13 protein-coding genes, 1 pseudogene and 1 riboswitch are annotated in these 17,952 nt (G+C 73.0%); all 14 genes and pseudogenes read left to right on the plus strand.

Annotated elements, in window-relative coordinates; genetic code table 11:
- The first annotated feature begins 78 nt into the window (after positions 1 to 78).
- The 14 genes and pseudogenes from KME66_RS21155 (at position 79) to KME66_RS21220 (ending at position 17,873) form a co-directional block, all read left to right on the plus strand.
- Positions 79 to 2,409 carry an N-6 DNA methylase gene (locus KME66_RS21155; RefSeq protein WP_216324836.1) on the plus strand — a complete coding sequence of 777 codons (2,331 nt, stop codon included), beginning with the start codon at positions 79 to 81 and terminating at the stop codon, positions 2,407 to 2,409.
- A 157-nt stretch (positions 2,410 to 2,566) separates the two neighbouring features.
- Entirely contained in the window at positions 2,567 to 3,154 is a 588-nt protein-coding gene (locus tag KME66_RS21160) for a hypothetical protein (protein ID WP_216324839.1), read from the plus strand.
- Positions 3,151 to 4,795, plus strand: a pseudogene (locus KME66_RS21165) (protein kinase). The gene KME66_RS21160 and the pseudogene KME66_RS21165 overlap by 4 nt, the downstream one beginning before the upstream one ends.
- 151 nt (positions 4,796 to 4,946) lie before the next feature.
- Complete coding sequence (locus KME66_RS21170) at positions 4,947 to 5,600, plus strand: SurA N-terminal domain-containing protein (RefSeq protein ID WP_073225468.1); 654 nt, start codon at positions 4,947 to 4,949, stop codon at positions 5,598 to 5,600.
- Positions 5,601 to 5,853: 253 nt separating this feature from the next.
- Positions 5,854 to 6,858 (plus strand): nucleoside triphosphate pyrophosphohydrolase, encoded by a 1,005-nt coding sequence (locus tag KME66_RS21175; RefSeq protein WP_216324841.1) that lies wholly within the window; start codon positions 5,854 to 5,856, stop codon positions 6,856 to 6,858.
- Between the two features lie 56 nt (positions 6,859 to 6,914).
- A complete protein-coding gene (locus KME66_RS21180; RefSeq protein ID WP_253208611.1) occupies positions 6,915 to 8,195 on the plus strand; it encodes a cytochrome P450 in 1,281 nt (426 codons plus the stop codon).
- Positions 8,196 to 8,371: 176 nt separating this feature from the next.
- Positions 8,372 to 9,445 carry a transglycosylase family protein gene (locus tag KME66_RS21185; protein WP_216324847.1) on the plus strand — a complete coding sequence of 358 codons (1,074 nt, stop codon included), beginning with the start codon at positions 8,372 to 8,374 and terminating at the stop codon, positions 9,443 to 9,445.
- Positions 9,446 to 9,733: 288 nt separating this feature from the next.
- A riboswitch (cyclic di-AMP (ydaO/yuaA leader) is annotated at positions 9,734 to 9,912 on the plus strand.
- A gap of 5 nt (positions 9,913 to 9,917) precedes the next feature.
- The gene (locus tag KME66_RS21190) at positions 9,918 to 10,625 is read left to right on the plus strand and encodes a transglycosylase family protein (protein WP_073225478.1); all 708 of its coding nucleotides are present in this window, start codon (positions 9,918 to 9,920) and stop codon (positions 10,623 to 10,625) included.
- Positions 10,626 to 10,948: 323 nt separating this feature from the next.
- Complete coding sequence (gene eno, locus KME66_RS21195) at positions 10,949 to 12,229, plus strand: phosphopyruvate hydratase (RefSeq protein ID WP_073225480.1); 1,281 nt, start codon at positions 10,949 to 10,951, stop codon at positions 12,227 to 12,229.
- Between the two features lie 94 nt (positions 12,230 to 12,323).
- On the plus strand, positions 12,324 to 12,803 hold the full coding sequence (locus tag KME66_RS21200) for a septum formation initiator family protein (protein ID WP_073225482.1): 480 nt from the start codon (positions 12,324 to 12,326) through the stop codon (positions 12,801 to 12,803).
- Positions 12,804 to 12,851: 48 nt separating this feature from the next.
- Positions 12,852 to 13,466: a DUF501 domain-containing protein gene (locus tag KME66_RS21205; protein WP_073225484.1), complete on the plus strand. Its 615-nt coding sequence runs from the start codon at positions 12,852 to 12,854 to the stop codon at positions 13,464 to 13,466.
- Positions 13,463 to 14,407, plus strand: coding sequence for a Ppx/GppA phosphatase family protein (locus tag KME66_RS21210; RefSeq protein WP_216324850.1), 945 nt, complete (start codon positions 13,463 to 13,465; stop codon positions 14,405 to 14,407). Before KME66_RS21205 ends, KME66_RS21210 begins: the two co-directional genes overlap by 4 nt.
- Before the next feature lie 431 nt (positions 14,408 to 14,838).
- Complete coding sequence (locus KME66_RS21215) at positions 14,839 to 16,224, plus strand: NAD(P)/FAD-dependent oxidoreductase (RefSeq protein WP_073225488.1); 1,386 nt, start codon at positions 14,839 to 14,841, stop codon at positions 16,222 to 16,224.
- Positions 16,225 to 16,568: 344 nt separating this feature from the next.
- Entirely contained in the window at positions 16,569 to 17,873 is a 1,305-nt protein-coding gene (locus KME66_RS21220) for a cyclopropane-fatty-acyl-phospholipid synthase family protein (protein ID WP_216324852.1), read from the plus strand.
- Positions 17,874 to 17,952 lie beyond the last annotated feature (79 nt).

Here is a 17,952-nt window from a genome sequence, read left to right on the forward strand (position 1 = left end):
CTGTGGGTGTGCGCGGGAGAGTCGCTATGCTCGCGGGCAGGCGTCGCAGGCAGTGCGTACCGACCGAGGAGAGAGCCAGTGCCGGAGAACGCGACCGAGGTCACCGCGGCCGGGATCGCCCGCCTCGCGGGCGTGGGGCGCGCCGCCGTCAGCAACTGGCGCCGTCGGTACGCCGACTTCCCGCAGCCGGTCGGCGGGACCGGAGCCAGTCCGTCCTTCGCGCTGTCCGAGGTCGAGCAATGGCTGCGCGACCAGGGGAAACTCGCTGAGGTGCCCCTCCGGGAACGTGTCTGGCAAGCGGTCGCCGGGCATCCGGCCGGCGCCGGCCGGGCGCTGGTCCACGTCGGCTGCGCCCTGCTGCTCGTCCGTGACCGGCCCACCGCCTGGCTGGAGCTCGCAGGAGCCCCTGATGAGCGGATGGCCGCCCTGCTGCCGCAGGCCATGGAGCACGTCCTCACCGCGAGGCTCGGGCCCGAGGCCGACGGTGTTCACGCAGCCGGTGCGCAGGGGTCGGGAGGTGTATACACAGCCGGTGCGCAGGCGCTGGGAGATGTTCACACGGCCGGTACGCAGGAGCCGGGAGGTGGGCGCGCGACGGGTACGCCCCGTCCGGGAGGTGTTCACGGAGCGAGTGCGCCGGAGCCGGCACGGGTTCACGCGCCCACCGCGCAGGACCTCCTCCCGTCCGTACCGTTGCTGCGCGCGGCCGCCGAGCTGGCCGCCGGAATCGGGGCCGGTCAGGCCTTCGAGTTCCTGCTCGGCCGGCAGCTGGACGCCAACCCCCGCCAGTACACGCTGACCCCGCCCCAGCTCGCCGAGCTGATGGCGGAGATCGCCGAACCGCCGAAGCACACGGACCGGGCGGCCCGGGAGCAGCCCGTTCGCAGCGTCCTCGACCCGGCCGCCGGCACCGGCGCCCTGCTCCGGGCGGTCGGCGGGCCCGCCGCTCTGTACGCCCAGGAAGCCGACCCGGCGCTCGCCGCGCTCACCGCCCTGCGTCTGGCCCTGGCCGGCGAAGGACCACGCCGCGCCGCCGACGGCACGCATCGCGCCGCCCCCGGGCCGACCGTGCGCACGGGCGACACGCTGCGGGCCGACGCCTTCCCCGAGCTGGCCGCCGACACCGTGCTCTGCCACCCGCCGTTCAACGAACGCACCTGGGGGCACGACGAACTGGCCTACGATCCCCGTTGGGAGTACGGCCTCCCGGCCCGCACCGAATCCGAACTCGCCTGGGTCCAGCACGCCCTGGCCCGGCTGCGCGACGGCGGCACCGCGGTGCTGCTCATGCCGCCCGCCGCCGCCTCCCGGCGCTCGGGCCGCCGCATCCGCGCCGGGCTTCTGCGCCGGGGAGCCCTGCGTGCCGTCATCGCGCTGCCGGCCGGCGCCGCCCCTCCGTACGGCATTCCGCTCCACCTCTGGATCCTGTGCAAGCCGGAGCCCGGCGTGCGGCCCGCCGCCGATCTCCTGCTGGCCGACACCGCCGGCCTCTCGGGACCGGCCCCGGACGCGTCCGGGGGCCCCGGCCGTCCCCCCGGCGGCAAGACCCCCGGGGGTGGGCGCGAACGGATCGACTGGCCCGCCGTGCGCTCCGCCGTCCTCGGCGCCTGGCGCGACCGGGCCGACGCCGAGGGGGTCAGCCGCGTCGTGCCCGTGATCGAACTCCTCGACGACGACGTGGACCTGGCCCCGGCCCGCCATCTGCCGCGCCCCGCGTCCGGCGGCGGCGCGTCCGGCCTCGGCGAGGTCCGGGAACGCCTCACCGATACGCTCCGGCTGGCCTCGGGCCTCGTCCCGCCCGCGGCCGACCCTGCCGCGCCCGCGCACCGCCCGCTCACCACCGTCGGCGAACTCGCCCGCGCCGGAGCGCTGTTCCTGCACAGCGGCACGGCGGTTCCCGGCAGCGCGGCCGTCCCCGTCCTCACCGAGCACGACGTCCTCACCGGCGCTGCCCCGACCTCCCTCCCGCCCGCCGGCCAGGAGGACCCGGGCGGGGCGGCCGCCGACGACCCGGTCCTCCTCCAGCCCGGCGACGTCGTCGTGCCCGTGCTCGGCGGCTCCACCACGGCCCGGGTCGTGGACGCGTCGACGGCCGGAGCCGCGCTCGGCCGCAACCTCCAGCTCCTGCGGCCCGACCCGGCCGCCGTCGACTGCTGGTTCCTCGCCGGATTCCTGCGCGGCACCGCCAACCATCGGCAGGCCAGCAGCTACGCGTCCACCGCCGCCCGGCTGGACGCGCGACGCCTCCACCTGCCCCGGATGCCGCTCGCGGAGCAGCAGCGGTACGGGGAGCGGTTCCGTCAGCTGGCCGCCTTCGAGGACGCTCTGCGCACGGCGGGGCGACTCGGCGGCCAACTGGTCCAGGGGATGTACGACGGCCTGGCGGACGGCACGGTCACGCCCGGATGAGCCGGCCGCGCCGGACGTCCCGGCCGCGGTGACCGGCCCCTGGGCGACGGCCGCGCACAACGGTGAGGACAACCTTGGGGGCAACCGGGGACAGCGGGTCGGCGGAGGTGTATACGCTCACCCCACACGTCCGACATACGCCTCCCAGGAGCAGCACATGCACGGCTACGGCCCCATGCCGCAGCAGCCGACGCCATCGCGGCCGTCCCCGGCGGCGCTCACGACGGTGCGCGTGATCCTCGTGGCGGTGACCGTGCTGAGCTGCGGCCTGCTGGGCTGGGCGCCGATGCTGCGGCTCGCGATCGTCACCCGCAGGCCGCGCGACTGGGTCCTGCTGGTGGTCGTGATCGCCCTCAACATCGGGCTGTTCGCCTTCATCATGGCCACACCGGACGACCCCGACGAGATGTCGGACGCGGCGGCGCTGCTCATGATGCTCTGGATCGGCGGCCTGCTGGCCGGGGTGATCACCTACTACCTGTACGCGGAGATACGGCACTACAGCGCCCTCGGCGCCCCGGCCCCGTACGGCGCTCCCTCCCGTCCGGTGCCCCCGCTCCCCTACCAGCAGCACCTCGCCCCGCACCAGCAGCACCAGCCGCCCAACCCGTACACCGCCCCGGCCACCCCGCCCATCCCCACGCCCGCGCCCCGCCGCCTCGACCAGGTCCGCGCCGAGCTGGACGAGCTGAGCGACTACCTCCGCAAGGAGAACAAGGACAGCAGGGACGGCGAGGGCCGGTGAGCGGGCGGACCATCGCCGACCGCTACGAGCTGGCGACCGTACTCGGCCAGGGCGGCATGGGCCAGGTGTGGACGGCGTACGACCGGCGCCTGGACCGCCGCGTCGCCGTCAAGCTGCTGCGCCCCGACCGCGTCGCCGGGCCCACCGGCAGCGACGCGGCCGACGAACTGCGCCGCCGGTTCGTCCGCGAGTGCCGGGTCACCGCCCAGGTCGACCACCCGGGCCTGGTCACCGTCCACGACGCGGGCAGCGACGGCGCCGACCTCTACCTCGTCATGCAGTACGTCGAGGGCGCCGACCTCGCCGATCATCTGGCCGAGCAGGAGCCGTACCCCTGGCCGTGGGCCGTCGCGATCGCCGCCCAGCTCTGCGCCGTCCTCTGCGCGGTGCACGCCGTGCCGATCGTCCACCGCGACCTCAAGCCCCGGAACGTGATGGTCCGCCCCGACGGCACCGTCACCGTCCTCGACCTGGGCGTCGCCTCCGTGCTCGACACCGACACCACCCGCCTCACCCACACCGGTTCGCCCATCGGATCCCCGGCCTACATGTCCCCCGAGCAGGCGATGGGCGGCGCGGTCGGCCCGTACACCGACCTGTACGCCCTCGGAGTCCTGCTGCACGAACTCCTCAGCGGAGACGTCCCGTTCGCCGGGTCCACCGCGCTGGGCGTCCTGCACCGCCACCTCTACGAAGCCCCGGTCCCGGTCCGGCAGCAGCGCCCCGAGGTGCCCGTCGCGCTGGAGGCCCTCGTCCTGCGCCTGCTGGCCAAGGACCCCCAGGAGAGGCCCGCCTCCGCCCAGGAGGTGTACGAGGAGCTGGCCCCGCTGCTGCCGAAGCAGGGGACCCCCGCCGGGCCGCTCGACCCGACCCGCCCCTTCCTCCGGCCGCACGCCCCCTGGCCGGACCGGGCCGCCACCCCGGCCCCCGTGCCCGCGCCCGCCGCCTTCGCCGGGCCGCCGCCGGCCCCGTCGGCCCGCCGTCCTTCACCCGGCCCCGGCCGCCCTCCCGTCCCCGGCCCGCTCCACCCCTGCCGCTCCCGCCCGCCCCGCCACCCCGCCGCCCGGCCGGCTGGACGTGGCGCGGGCCGTGGACGAGGTGAAGAAGCTGCTCGGCGAGGGCCGGATCACCCAGGCCGTGGACGTCCTCGGCGCCACCCTCCCGGCCGCTGCGGCCGAGCACGGCGAGCACTCACCGGTCGTGCGCATCCTGCGCAAGCAGTACGCGGCGACGCTCATGGACGACGGCCAGTACCGCCGAGCCCTGCCCGAACTGCGCCGCCTCGCCGAGGACCGCACCGCTGAGGCGGGCCCGGCCGACGCCCAGGCCCTCCAGTTCCGTCACGACGCGGCCCAGTGCCTGGAACAGCTCGGCGAGGCCGGGGCGGCGCTGGTCGAGTACCGCGCGGTCCTCCCGTACTACGAGAACGCCTACGGGTCGGTCACCTCCGATCCCGGCCGCGCCCTCGACATCCGGCACCGCATCGGGCAGCTGCTCCTGGCGGTCGGCGACCACACCGCGGGCCGGGCCCAGCTCCAGGCGCTGCTGTACGACGCCGAGCGCACCTACGGGCCGCACCACCCGCTGCCCATGGACCTGCGCCGCCGGCTCAGCCACCAGCGGGACGTCCGCGGAGGCTGACAGGACGCCGGAGGGCCGCTCGTCGCCGACCACATCCCCAACTCCTCCCGAATCGTTGGTCGAATCAGTGGCACAGCCCACATCCACTGCCTAACATCGATCACCGCAAGGCTTTGTGCACCGATGCACAAACTCTCCCCGGGAGGCTCCTTTGCACCGCCGTCGTCGCACCGCGCTCTCCGTCCTCGCCGCAACGCTCGTCGCCGCACCGCTCCTGTCGGCCTGCGGCAACCAGGCCCACCCCGGTGCCGCGGCCGTCGTGGGCGGCGAGCGGATCGAGGTGTCGGCGGTCCAGGAGCGGGCCGCGGAGGTCCGCACCGCCCAGGAGAGCTCCCCGCAGGCCGCCCAGCTGGTCAACAAGTCGGGCCAGCTCAACCGCGCCAAGCTGCACGGTCTGATCTTCGGCCGGATCCTCGACCGCGCCGCCGAGGACGCGGGGGTCACCGTCTCCCGCAAGGAGATCCAGGAGATGCGTCAGGCCGGCCTCGCCCAGCAGGGCGGCGAGGAGCAGTTCGAGGCGATGATGCTCCAGCAGCGCTGGGTGGCCCCGGACCAGATCGACGGCGACATGCGCCAGGAGGTCCAGCTCCCGAAGCTGGCCCGGGCGCTCGGCGCGGATCTGGGCACGCCCGCCGGCCAGCAGGTCGTCGGAGAGGCCCTCACGAAGGCGTCCAAGGCCCTCGACATCGACGTCAACCCGCGCTTCGGCACCTGGGACGACCAGAAGATGCAGCTCGGCAACTACAGCGCGCCCTGGATCACCCAGCGCACCGAGTTCACGCCGGAACAGCCGACGGGCGCCTGAGCGGGCGGGCCGAAGGCCCCGGAGGCAGCCCGACGGCCGGAGGCAGACCGACGGCGGAGGCGATCCGTGCCGGGGAGGCAGGCCGACGGCGGGTCCGCCGCCGGACCTGATCCGCCACGAGAGGCGGGCCACACCCCGAGGCGGGTCCTCCGCCCGGCCAGGCCCCGCCTGGCCAGGCCCCGCCCGGCCAGGCCTCCGCCCGGAGGCAGGTCCGCCGCCCGGCCGGGTCCGCCGCCGGAGGTAGGTTCGCAGGGTGAACGCCGAAGCCCCCGACACTCCCGTCGAGACCCCCGCCGACCCCGGCCGCATCGTCCTGCTCACCGCCAGCCACCGGGTCGCGCCCGGTCTGCTGTCCTGGCCGGCCTGGCAGACCCTGCGCGCCGCCGACCGCGTCCTCACCGCGGACCCGGACCAGCCGCAGCTGCCCTACCTCCGCGAGGCGGGCGTACGCGTCGAACACGCCGCCCCCTCCGCGGACGAACTGGTCGCGGACTGCGCGGGCGGCCGGACGGTGGTCGTCCTGACCGGCGGAGAGGGCAACGCCCCCCTCACCGACGGCCTGGCCCGCCTGGGCGGCTCGGGCCGGGTGGCCATGCCGGACCTGGAACTGCTCCCCGGCTCGTACGACCTCCCCGGCGCCCGCCTCCTCGACCTGGTCCAGGTCATGGACCAGATCCGCCGCGTCTGCCCCTGGACCTCGCAGAAGACCCACCGGGGCCTCGCCAAGTACGCCATCGAGGAGGCGTACGAACTGGTCGAGGCGATCGAGGACGGCGACCGGGACGAACTCCGCGAGGAACTGGGCGACGTCCTCCTCCAGGTCGTCTTCCACGCGCGCATCGCCGAGGAGGACCCCGACGAACCCTTCGCCATCGACGACGTGGCGGGCGGCCTCGTCGAGAAGCTGATCCACCGCCACCCGCACGTCTTCGGCGACGAGACCGCCGAGACCCCCGAGGACGTCCACGCGCACTGGCTGCGCACCAAGGCGATCGAGAAGCAGCGCACCTCGGTCACCGAAGGCGTCCCGCTCGGCCAGCCGGGCCTGGCCCTCGCCGCGAAGCTCGGCAGCCGCGCCCGCACGGCCGGCCTCGACGTCCCCCTTCCCACCGGCGACCCGTCCTCCGGCAACGCCATCGGCTACGACCTCCTCGCCCTCGCCGTCGCCGCCGAGGCGAACGGCACCGACCCGGAAGCCGCCCTGCGCGCGGCGGCCCGGGCGTACCGGGACGCGATCCTGGCGGCGGAGGAGGCGTGAACGACAGCCCCGACACCCGCGCCCCCGAGCGCTCCGCCTGCCCCCACAGCGCCACCATCCCCGACAGCGCCCCCGAACTCTTCACCTGGGAGTTCGCCTCCGACCCCTACCCCGCCTACGCCTGGCTCCGCGAGCACCGCCCCGTGCACCGCACCGCGCTGCCCAGCGGGGTCGAGGCCTGGCTCGTGACCCGGTACGGGGATGCCAGGCAGGCGCTCGCCGACGCGCGGCTCTCCAAGAACCCCGCCCACCACGCCGAGTCGCCGCACGCCAAGGGGAAGACGGGGATTCCGGGGGAGCGCAAGGCGGAGCTGATGACGCATCTGCTCAACATCGACCCCCCGGACCACACCCGGCTGCGCCGGCTCGTGTCCAAGGCGTTCACCCCGCGCCGGGTCGCGGAGTTCGCGCCCCGCGTGCAGGAGCTGACGGACCGGCTCATCGACGGGTTCATCGAGGAGGGGAAGGCCGATCTCATCCACGACCTCGCCTTCCCGCTCCCCATCTACGCCATCTGCGACCTGCTCGGCGTTCCCCGCGAGGACCAGGACGACTTCCGGGACTGGGCGGGCATGATGATCCGGCACGGGGGCGGGCCGCGCGGCGGGGTCGCCCGGTCGGTGAAGAAGATGCGCGGCTATCTCGCCGAACTCATCCACCGCAAAAGGGAGAACCCCGGCGACGACCTGATCTCCGGACTGATCCGGGCCAGCGACCACGGCGAGCACCTCACGGAGAACGAGGCGGCCGCGATGGCGTTCATCCTCCTCTTCGCCGGCTTCGAGACGACCGTCAACCTGATCGGCAACGGCACCTACGCGCTCCTGCGCCACCCCGAGCAGCGGGCCCGGCTGGAGGCGTCCCTCGCGGCGTCCCCGGACCTGGAGGAGAGCGACCTGCTGGCGACCGGGCTGGAGGAACTGCTCCGGTTCGACGGGCCGGTAGAGATGGCGACCTGGCGGTACGCCACCGAGCCGCTGACCCTGGGCGGCCAGGAGATCGCCGCCGGGGACCCCGTACTCGTGGTGCTCGCGGCGGCCGACCGCGACCCGGAGCGCTTCACGGATCCGGACACACTGGACCTTGCACGGAGTGACAATCAGCACCTCGGTTACGGGCACGGCATCCACTACTGCCTGGGGGCCCCGCTGGCCCGCCTCGAAGGGCGGACCGCGCTGGCCACGCTCCTGAGACGCCTGCCTGACCTGCGACTTGCTGAAGAACCTGCCGATTTGCGGTGGCGCGGCGGGCTCATCATGCGCGGACTGCGCACGCTTCCGGTCGCGTTCGAGCCGGGAAACCGTTCCGAGGAAAGTGACACGCTGTCAACTCTGTGACTTTTACGTGATCTGCGCTGCATCGACTTGTGACACACGTTCGAGTCCCGCTAGGTTCACGGTTCGACGCGTCGGCCGCATGGTGCTCACGCGTCACTGGTGCACCGACGCAGGCACGTAATCCCGCTGCGCGGAGCTCAGGTCACTCGCTTGTCAGTCGCACGGAAGGCATACCCATGGGCTCCGCGAACGGCAGACACCGCCGCCCTCGCCAGGCACCCGCCATCGTCGTCGCCGCAGGCGTGACGGGATCGGCCATCGCCATCCCGCTGCTCGGGGCGAGCGGCGCCACCGCCGCCGAGGCCACCACCTGGGACCGGGTCGCGGAGTGCGAGAGCGGCGGCATGTGGAGCGCCGACCTCGGCAACGGCTACTACGGCGGGCTCCAGTTCTCGCAGGAGACCTGGTCGGCGTACGGCGGAACGGAGTTCGCACCCCGCGCCGACCTCGCCAGCCGGTCGCAGCAGATCTCCGTCGCCGAGAAGGTCCTGGCGGACCAGGGCCCCAAGGCATGGCCGAGCTGTGCGGTGATCTCGGGGCTCGCGGTGGACGGCAGCCTGCCGGGCGTCGACCCGGGCACCGCGCCGGCCCCCGACCCGACGGCCACCCCGACCGACGACGCGGACGCGTCCGGTGAAGCGGATGAATCCGGCACGTCCGGTGAAGCCGGCGAGTCCGGCAAGGGCGGCAAGGGTGACGGGAGCGGGAAGGCCGAGAAGGGCGGCCCGGCGGGCAAGGGGGACAGTGCCGGCGCGGAGCGGGGCGCCGAAGCCCCCGACCCCGCGGTGACGCCCTCCGCCCCGCCCTCCTCCGAGGCCCCCGACGCCGCCGACCCCTCCGCCGCCCCCGACGCCTCCCTGGGCAAGGGCGGCAAGCATCGCGGCGCCCCCGCGCCCGAGGAGGCCGGTGCCGGGCAGGAGGAGGGGCCGCGCGGATCCGGCCGGCACGCCTCGCGGGGTGACGGTGACGCCCGGGACGGCGGTGCGGCGGTCGCCGGTGCGTACACAGTGCAGCCCGGCGACAACCTCTGGGCGATCGCCGACGCCCAGGAAGTCCCCGGCGGCTGGACCGGTCTGTACGAGACCAACAAGGACCTCCTGGGCTCCGACCCGGACCTGATCCTGCCCGGCCAGAACCTGGATCTGGGGCTGGAGCGGAGCCAGGGGCAGGGGCAGGGGCAGGGGCAGGGGGCCGGTCAGGCCGCGCCGCAGGATGCCGACGCGTCCGCCGAGGCGCCTGCCGCCAACTGAGTCAATTCGGGAAAACACCCCGAAAACAGAGGCAGTTAAGAGACCTATGTCCACTTTGCGTAAGTGAGACATGGGTCTCTTTGCTTCAACTCACGCGCCCCTTCCGGTCCCTTCGCGCACATCGCCCCCGACCTGCGGAAACGCCCCATCGGTTGCCGCGAGTTCGAGTCGATTGCCCCCTATGTCCGTCTTTGAATGTCGGGCTTGCCTGTGTTTACGGTCTAAGCCGCTCGCACCGCGGGCCCCGTCGACCGTCACGCCGAATCCTGCCGTCGGTCGGAGGGAACAGACGCGTAAGCGCCGTAGGCAGGAGCGGGGGACCCAGGTAGGCCGCCGGGTCCGCACGATCCCCTTCCGGGGGGCGTACGGGACCGGCTTGGGGTGGAGCCGTGCGCAAGGACGCACGGCCGGGCAACTCATCAGCCCGAACCCGACAGCTCACCTCGTAGGCGTCGGTGAGGAGATTCGTTCCATGCTGCTGAACAGCAAGGGCAAGCACCGCCGCCCGTCCAAGGCCACCCGTCTCGCGACCCTCGCCGGTGTCGCCGGTGCCGCCGTCGCCGTCCCGCTGATGGGTGCGACCAACGCCTCCGCCGCCTCCGTCGAGACCTGGGACGCCGTCGCCCAGTGCGAGTCCGGTGGCAACTGGTCCATCAACACGGGCAACGGCTACTACGGCGGGCTGCAGTTCTCGCAGTCCAGCTGGGCCGCCGCCGGCGGTACGCAGTACGCCGCGCGCGCCGACCTGGCCTCCAAGGACCAGCAGATCGCCACCGCCGAGAAGCTTCTCGACATGCAGGGTCCGGGCGCCTGGGCCTGCGCCGGCGCCGGCGGCCTCACCAACGACGGTGTGGACCCGGGCGTGAACCCCGGCGGCTCCGGCCAGTCCGCCAGCAAGCCCGAGCAGGCGCAGCCGCAGCGTCAGGCCGAGCAGCCCACGACGCGCAGCGAGCAGCGCGAGGCCCCCAAGGCCGAGAGCAAGAAGACCGTCACCACCCCGACCGGCGACAAGGTCAAGAAGGGCGACGGCGAGTACAAGGTCAAGTCCGGCGACACCCTGAGCAAGATCGCTCAGAAGGAAGGCGTCAAGGGCGGCTGGAGCAAGCTCTTCCAGCTCAACGACGACATCGTCGAGGACGCAGACCTGATCTTCCCGGGTCAGCAGCTCCACCTGAAGTAATCGCCGTCTCTCCTCCTCGGAGGGAGGGTGTCCGGCGGCATCCTCCCTCGCACGGCTTCCCGGCCCGGCGCGCTCTTCCCCCCAGCGCGCCGGGCCGGGTTCTTCGTGAGCGGTGGGCGTCCGGAGGGCCGCGTGCGTTCACCTCTTGTTGTTACCGCCCAGTAGATTTCTAGAGTTCTGCCCCGTTATGCAGGCTCTTGGGTCCTTTTTCGTCCCAGGAGGCGGGCGGGCGGCCGACGGACGCGGCCGGGCCGGATAGGCTCGTGTCGCAAGGCCACAGTGACCCTGCACAACCAGTGTCAGATCCCAGAAGGAGATGCCTCGTGCCGTCCATCGACGTCGTCGTAGCCAGGGAAATCCTCGACTCCCGGGGCAACCCCACGGTCGAGGTCGAGGTCGGCCTCGACGACGGCAGCACGGGCCGTGCTGCCGTTCCGTCCGGCGCCTCCACCGGTGCGTTCGAGGCCATCGAGCTTCGCGACGGTGACCCCAACCGCTACCAGGGCAAGGGCGTCGAGAAGGCCGTCCTCGCCGTCATCGAGCAGATCGGCCCGGAGCTCGTCGGGTACGACGCCACCGAGCAGCGCCTCATCGACCAGGCGATGTTCGACCTGGACGCCACCGAGAACAAGGCCTCGCTCGGCGCGAACGCCATCCTCGGTGTCTCGCTGGCCGTCGCGCACGCCGCCTCCGAGGCGTCCGACCTGCCGCTCTTCCGCTACCTCGGCGGCCCGAACGCGCACCTGCTGCCCGTTCCGATGATGAACATCCTCAACGGCGGCTCGCACGCCGACTCCAACGTGGACATCCAGGAGTTCATGATCGCGCCGATCGGCGCGGAGTCCTTCTCCGAGGCCCTGCGCTGGGGCGCGGAGATCTACCACACGCTGAAGAAGGTCCTCAAGACCAAGGGCCTGTCCACCGGACTCGGCGACGAGGGCGGCTTCGCCCCGAACCTGGAGTCCAACCGCGCCGCCCTGGACCTCATCGTCGAGGCCATCAAGGAGGCCGGCTACGTCCCGGGCCGCGACATCGCGCTCGCGCTCGACGTCGCCGCGTCCGAGTTCTACAAGGACGGCGCCTACGAGTTCGAGGGCAAGTCCCGCTCGGCCGCCGAGATGACCGAGTACTACGAGGAGCTCGTCTCCGCGTACCCGCTGGTCTCCATCGAGGACCCGCTGTACGAGGACGACTGGGCCGGCTGGAAGGTCATCACCGACCGCATCGGCTCCAAGGTGCAGATCGTCGGCGACGACCTCTTCGTCACCAACCCCGAGCGCCTGGCCCGCGGCATCGAGGAGGGCTCCGCCAACGCCCTGCTCGTCAAGGTCAACCAGATCGGTTCGCTGACCGAGACCCTGGACGCCGTCGAGCTGGCCCAGCGCAACGGCTTCAAGTGCATGATGTCGCACCGCTCCGGCGAGACCGAGGACGTCACCATCGCCGACCTCGCCGTCGCCGTGAACTGCGGCCAGATCAAGACCGGCGCCCCGGCCCGCTCGGACCGCGTCGCCAAGTACAACCAGCTGCTGCGCATCGAGGAGATCCTCGACGACGCCGCGGTGTACGCCGGGCGCTCCGCCTTCCCGCGCTTCAAGGGCTGACCCGCAGCGCCAGGCCGGTGGCCTCCGCCCGTCCCCGCACCCGGTCCCGTACCGTGTGCGGGGACGGACGTGCGTAACGGGGAGGCGGGCAGACATGGCCGGCAAGGACCGCGACCGGTTCTCCACCGCGACCAGGCTGCGGCTGCTCGGCGAGCAGACCGCGGCCCGCGTGTACCGGTCGCAGAACCGCCGCCAGGCCCGCCGCTCCCGGCTCACCGGCCGGGCCGCGTTCCTGGCGCTGGTCGTCTGCTCCCTGGTGGTGGCGCTCGCCTACCCGATGCGGCAGTACGTCTCCCAGCGCGACGAGATCGCCGAGCAGGAGCGGCTCTCGCAGGAGGCGCAGCGGCGCACCGAGGAGCTGCGGGACGAGAAGGCGCGGCTCCAGGACGACGCGTACATCATGCGCCTGGCCCGCCAGCACCTCCACTACGTCCTTCCCGGGGAGACCGCCTACACCGTGGCCGACCCCGACGCGGCGAAGGACCGCCGGTCGGAGCCCGGCGCGAGCGACCGTCCCTGGCACTCCAACCTCTGGGACGGCGTGGACAGCGCCGACCGTGACGACCGCGACTGACCGACCCGCGACCCCCCTTCACGAGCTTCGAGCAGAACCAAGGCAGGCATGGAAACGCCCCCTCCGCAGACCGAGTCCACCCAGCCCACCGACGCGGACATCGCCGCGTTCCAGCAGCAGCTCGGCCGCCCGCCGCGCGGCCTGCGCGCCATCGCGCACCGCTGTCCGTGCGGCAACCCGGACGTGGTGGAGACCCAGCCCCGTCTGGAGGACGGCACGCCGTTCCCGACGACGTACTACCTGACCTGCCCCCGGGCGGCCTCGGCGATCGGCACGCTGGAGGCCAACGGGGTCATGAAGGAGATGACGGCCCGTCTGGAGACCGACCCGGAGCTGGCGAAGGCCTACCGGGCCGCGCACGAGGACTACCTCGCCCGTCGCGACGCCATCGAGGTCCTGGAGGGCTTCCCGAGCGCGGGCGGCATGCCGGACCGGGTGAAGTGCCTGCACGTCCTGGTCGGCCACTCGCTGGCGGCGGGCCCCGGGGTGAACCCGCTGGGCGACGAGGCCATCGCGATGCTGCCCGAGTGGTGGAAGAAGGGCCCCTGCGTCACGCCGTGCGCGCCGACGGGCGAGGACGACGGCTGGACGGTGGACGAGGGCGACGAGGGCCACTTCGCCTTCCGCCCGCTCGACGGCCCCGCCGACGGGAAGGGCGCATGACCCGGGTCGCCGCCGTCGACTGCGGCACCAACTCCATCCGGCTGCTCGTCGCCGACGTGGACCCGGCCACCGGCTCCTTCACCGAGTTGGACCGGCGGATGACGATCGTCCGCCTCGGCCAGGGCGTCGACCGGACCGGCCGGCTCGCCCCCGAGGCACTGGAGCGGACCTTCGCGGCCTGCCGGGAGTACGCGGCCGTGATCGAGGAGCTGGGCGCGGGGCGGATCCGCTTCGTCGCCACCTCCGCCTCCCGCGACGCCGAGAACAGCGCGGACTTCGTGGCCGGTGTGCGGGACATCCTGGGCGTCGAGCCCGAGGTGATCACCGGCGACCAGGAGGCCCAGCTCTCCTTCGACGGGGCCACCAGGGAACTGGCCGGCAGCGACCGTCTGACGAAGCCCTACCTCGTCGTCGACATCGGCGGCGGCTCCACCGAGTTCGTCCTCGGCGCGGACGAGGTGGAGGCGGCCCGGTCCGTCGACGTCGGCTGCGTACGGATGACGGAGCGTCACCTCGTCGTGGACGGGTCCGTCGTCGACCCGCCGAGCCACGAGCGGGCCGCCGCGATCCGGGCGGACATCGACGCCGCCCTCGACGTCGCCGAGGAGACCGTGCCGCTCACCCGGGCGGGGACGCTCGTCGGCCTCGCGGGCACCGTCACCACGATCGCCGGGATCGCGCTGGAACTGACGGAGTACGACTCCGCGGCCATCCACCACTCCCGCGTCTCCCGCGGCCAGGTCCGGGCGATCACCGAGCACCTGCTGCGCTCGACGCACGAGGAGCGCGCCGCGATCCCCGTGATGCACCCGGGCCGGGTCGACGTGATCGGCGCCGGGGCGCTCGTCCTGCTGGCGGTGATGGAGCGGACGGGGGCCCACGAGGTCGTCGTCAGCGAGCACGACATCCTCGACGGGATCGCCTGGAGCGCGGCGGGCTGACGGGGTCCCGCGCTCAGGCGCTCGGTCACCTGCACCTTTGAGCCGCCCACCGGCCTCGGCGGGCGGCTCGGGGCCCCCGTGCGGCGCGCGTCGCACGGGGGAAAGTTCGTGAACTTCTTCACAAGGAATCAGGCCCTGTCGGGCGCAGTTCGCGCCCTGTGCGCCACGATGAGGCGCTCCCGGGGGCCAGGAGGAGTGTCGCAGGCCCGTTCCCGGGATGTTACGCCCGGGTGAAGGGCGCCGGCGGTTCACCCCGCCCGAAGGGTCAAGGGCCAGCTCACAAGCGGTGAACAACGTTTCCGGCGGTGTCGTGGTTCCCTTTCGTACCCATGACCTGGGTCACGTGGGCGGCGAAGTGTAGCAGAGGGTCGGTCAATCCTTGTGAAGGGGCTCACGAGCACCCCCCTGGGGCGGGGTGGATACTCGATGGCATGAGCACCACGGAGCGTCCCAGGATCCTCGTTGTAGGCGGTGGGTACGTAGGCCTGTACGCAGCTCGTCGCATTCTGAAGAAGATGCGATACGGCGAGGCGACCGTCACGGTCGTCGACCCGCGGTCGTACATGACCTACCAGCCCTTCCTCCCCGAAGCTGCTGCCGGCAGCATCTCGCCTCGGCATGTCGTCGTCCCGCTGCGACGCGTGCTGCCCAAGGCTGAGGTTCTCACCGGTCGTGTCACGACCATCGACCAGGACCGCAAGGTCGCCACGGTCGCGCCGCTCGTCGGCGAGGCCTACGAGCTGCCCTTCGACTACCTGGTCATCGCGATGGGCGCGGTCTCCCGCACCTTCCCGATCCCCGGCCTCGCCGAGCAGGGCATCGGCATGAAGGGCATCGAGGAGTCCATCGGCCTGCGCAACCACGTTCTGGAGCAGCTGGACAAGGCCGACTCCACGACCGACGACGACGTCCGCCGCAAGGCGCTGACGTTCGTCTTCGTGGGCGGCGGTTTCGCCGGTGCGGAGACCATCGGCGAGGTCGAGGACATGGCCCGCGACGCGGCGAAGTACTACACCAACGTGAAGCGCGAGGACATGCGCTTCATCCTCGTCGACGCCGCCGACAAGATCCTTCCCGAGGTCGGCCCGAAGCTGGGCGCCTACGGCAAGGAGCACCTGGAGAGCCGCGGTGTGGAGATCTACCTCTCCACCTCGATGGACTCCTGCGTCGACGGTCACGTGGTCCTGAAGAACGGCCTGGAGGTCGACTCCAGCACCATCGTGTGGACCGCCGGTGTGAAGCCGAACCCGGCGCTCGCCCGCTTCGGCCTGCCGCTCGGCCCCCGCGGCCACGTGGACACCTCGGAGAAGCTCCAGGTGCAGGGCACCGACTACATCTGGGCCGCGGGCGACAACGCCCAGGTGCCGGACATGGTCGGCCGCCGCGCCGGCAACCCGAACGCCTGGTGCCCGCCCAACGCCCAGCACGCGCTGCGTCAGGCGAAGGTCCTCGGCGACAACGTGATCTCCGGTATGCGGGGCTTCCCGCAGAAGGAGTACAGCCACGCCAACAAGGGTGCGGTCGCCGGTCTCGGCCTGCACAAGGGCGTCGCGATGATCGTCATGGGCAAGGTGAAGATCAAGCTCAAGGGCCGTCTCGCCTGGTACATGCACCGCGGCTACCACGGCATGGCCATGCCGACCTGGAACCGCAAGATCCGGATCTTCGCCGACTGGACGCTGGCGATGTTCCTCAAGCGCGAGGTCGTCTCGCTCGGCGCCATGGAGACGCCGCGCGAGGAGTTCTACGAGGCCGCCAAGCCGGCCCCGGCTCCGGCCGCCGCCAAGCCCGAGGGCGAGAAGGCCAAGGCCTCCTGACCCTCCGGTGACCCGCTCCGCGAGGAGCGCCCGTACGACGCCCGAAGGGGCCGTCCGCCATCCGTGGTGCGGACGGCCCCTTCGGCGTACCCGGGGCGCGTATCGGGGCCGGGGCGCGGCGGGCGGCGGTGTCGCGGTCCCGCCGGTGCGGGCGGGCCCCGCACACGCTTTGCCCATCCATGGCCCGGTAGCGGGATGACGAGGGGTGCGGGAAGAGTTGACGCAGGTGTACCTCGCGACGGCACCCGGGGTGTCGTCGCGGGGCCACGGGCATGTCTGTCGCCTGTGCTCGTCGTGCCTGTGCTTGTCGTGCTTGTCGGGGAAACACCACGGAGGTGTGCGCCATGGCAGACGCCGCGTCGCGGCTGACCGCTCTCGCCGAGGAACTGCTCGCGGAACCCCTGCCGGTCCGGATCCGGGCCTGGGACGGCAGTGAGTCGGGGCCGCCCGACGCCCCGGCCCTCGTGATCCGTCACCGCCGCGCCCTGCGCCGCCTTCTGTGGAAGCCCGGCGAACTGGGCCTGGCCCGCGCCTGGGTGGCCGGGGAGATCGACGTGGAGGGCGATCTGTACGAGGTGCTCGACCGGATCGCCGGGCTGCTCTGGGACCGCGGCGCCGACGCCAAGGACACCGTCCACCCGGTCCGCGACCCCCGGGTCCGCGCCTTCGCCCGCGGCCTCCTCGGCCTCGCCGGCCCCTGGCCGCCGCCCGCCCCGCCCGCCGAGGAGGTGCGCCGCCGCACCGGCCCGCTGCACACCAGACGCCGGGACAAGGAGGCCATCAGCCACCACTACGACGTCGGCAACGACTTCTACGCCCTGGTGCTCGGCCCCTCCATGGTCTACTCCTGCGCCTACTGGCAGGACGGCGGCACCCTGGAGGAGGCCCAGCGCGACAAGCTCGACCTGGTCTGCCGCAAGCTCGGCCTGAAGGAGGGCGACCGGCTCCTGGACGTCGGCTGCGGCTGGGGCTCGATGGCCGTCCACGCCGCCCGCCACTACGGGGCCCGGGTCACCGGCATCACCCTCTCCCGGGAACAGGCCGCCCACGCCCGCAAACGCATCGCCGAGGAGGGCCTGACCGACCGGATCGAGATCCGTGTCCAGGACTACCGGGACGTCGCGGACGGCCCGTACGACGCCATCTCCTCCATCGGCATGGCCGAGCACGTCGGCTCGGTCCGCTACCGCGAGTACGCCGATGACCTCTACGCCCTCCTCAAGCCCGGGGGCCGTCTCCTGAACCACCAGATCGCCCGCCGCCCCGAGCAGGACGAGGACGCGTACCACATCGACGCGTTCATCGACGCCTACGTCTTCCCCGACGGGGAACTGGCCCCGGTCGGCCGGACCCTGGCCACCCTGGAGGAGGCCGGCTTCGAGGCCCGGGACGTCGAGGCGCTGCGCGAGCACTACGCGCTGACCCTGCGCCAGTGGGTGGCCAACCTGGAGCGGCACTGGGCGCGCGCCGTCCGCGCCACCTCCCCGGGCCGGGCCAGGATCTGGCGGCTCTACATGGCCGCGTCGGCGCTCTCCTTCGAGCGCAACAAGATCGGCGTCAACCAGATCCTCGCGGTGCGCCCGCTCGACGGGGGCGGCTCCCGGCTGCCGCTGCGCGCCCGTGCGTGGACGGCGGGCGCGGACGCCTGACCCGTACGCGTACGGCACGGGCGAGGGCCGGTGCACCGCTCCCCAGCGGTGCACCGGCCCCTCGTCGTCCCCTGCGTTC

This window comes from Streptomyces sp. YPW6, from assembly GCF_018866325.1.
Lineage (GTDB): Bacteria > Actinomycetota > Actinomycetes > Streptomycetales > Streptomycetaceae > Streptomyces.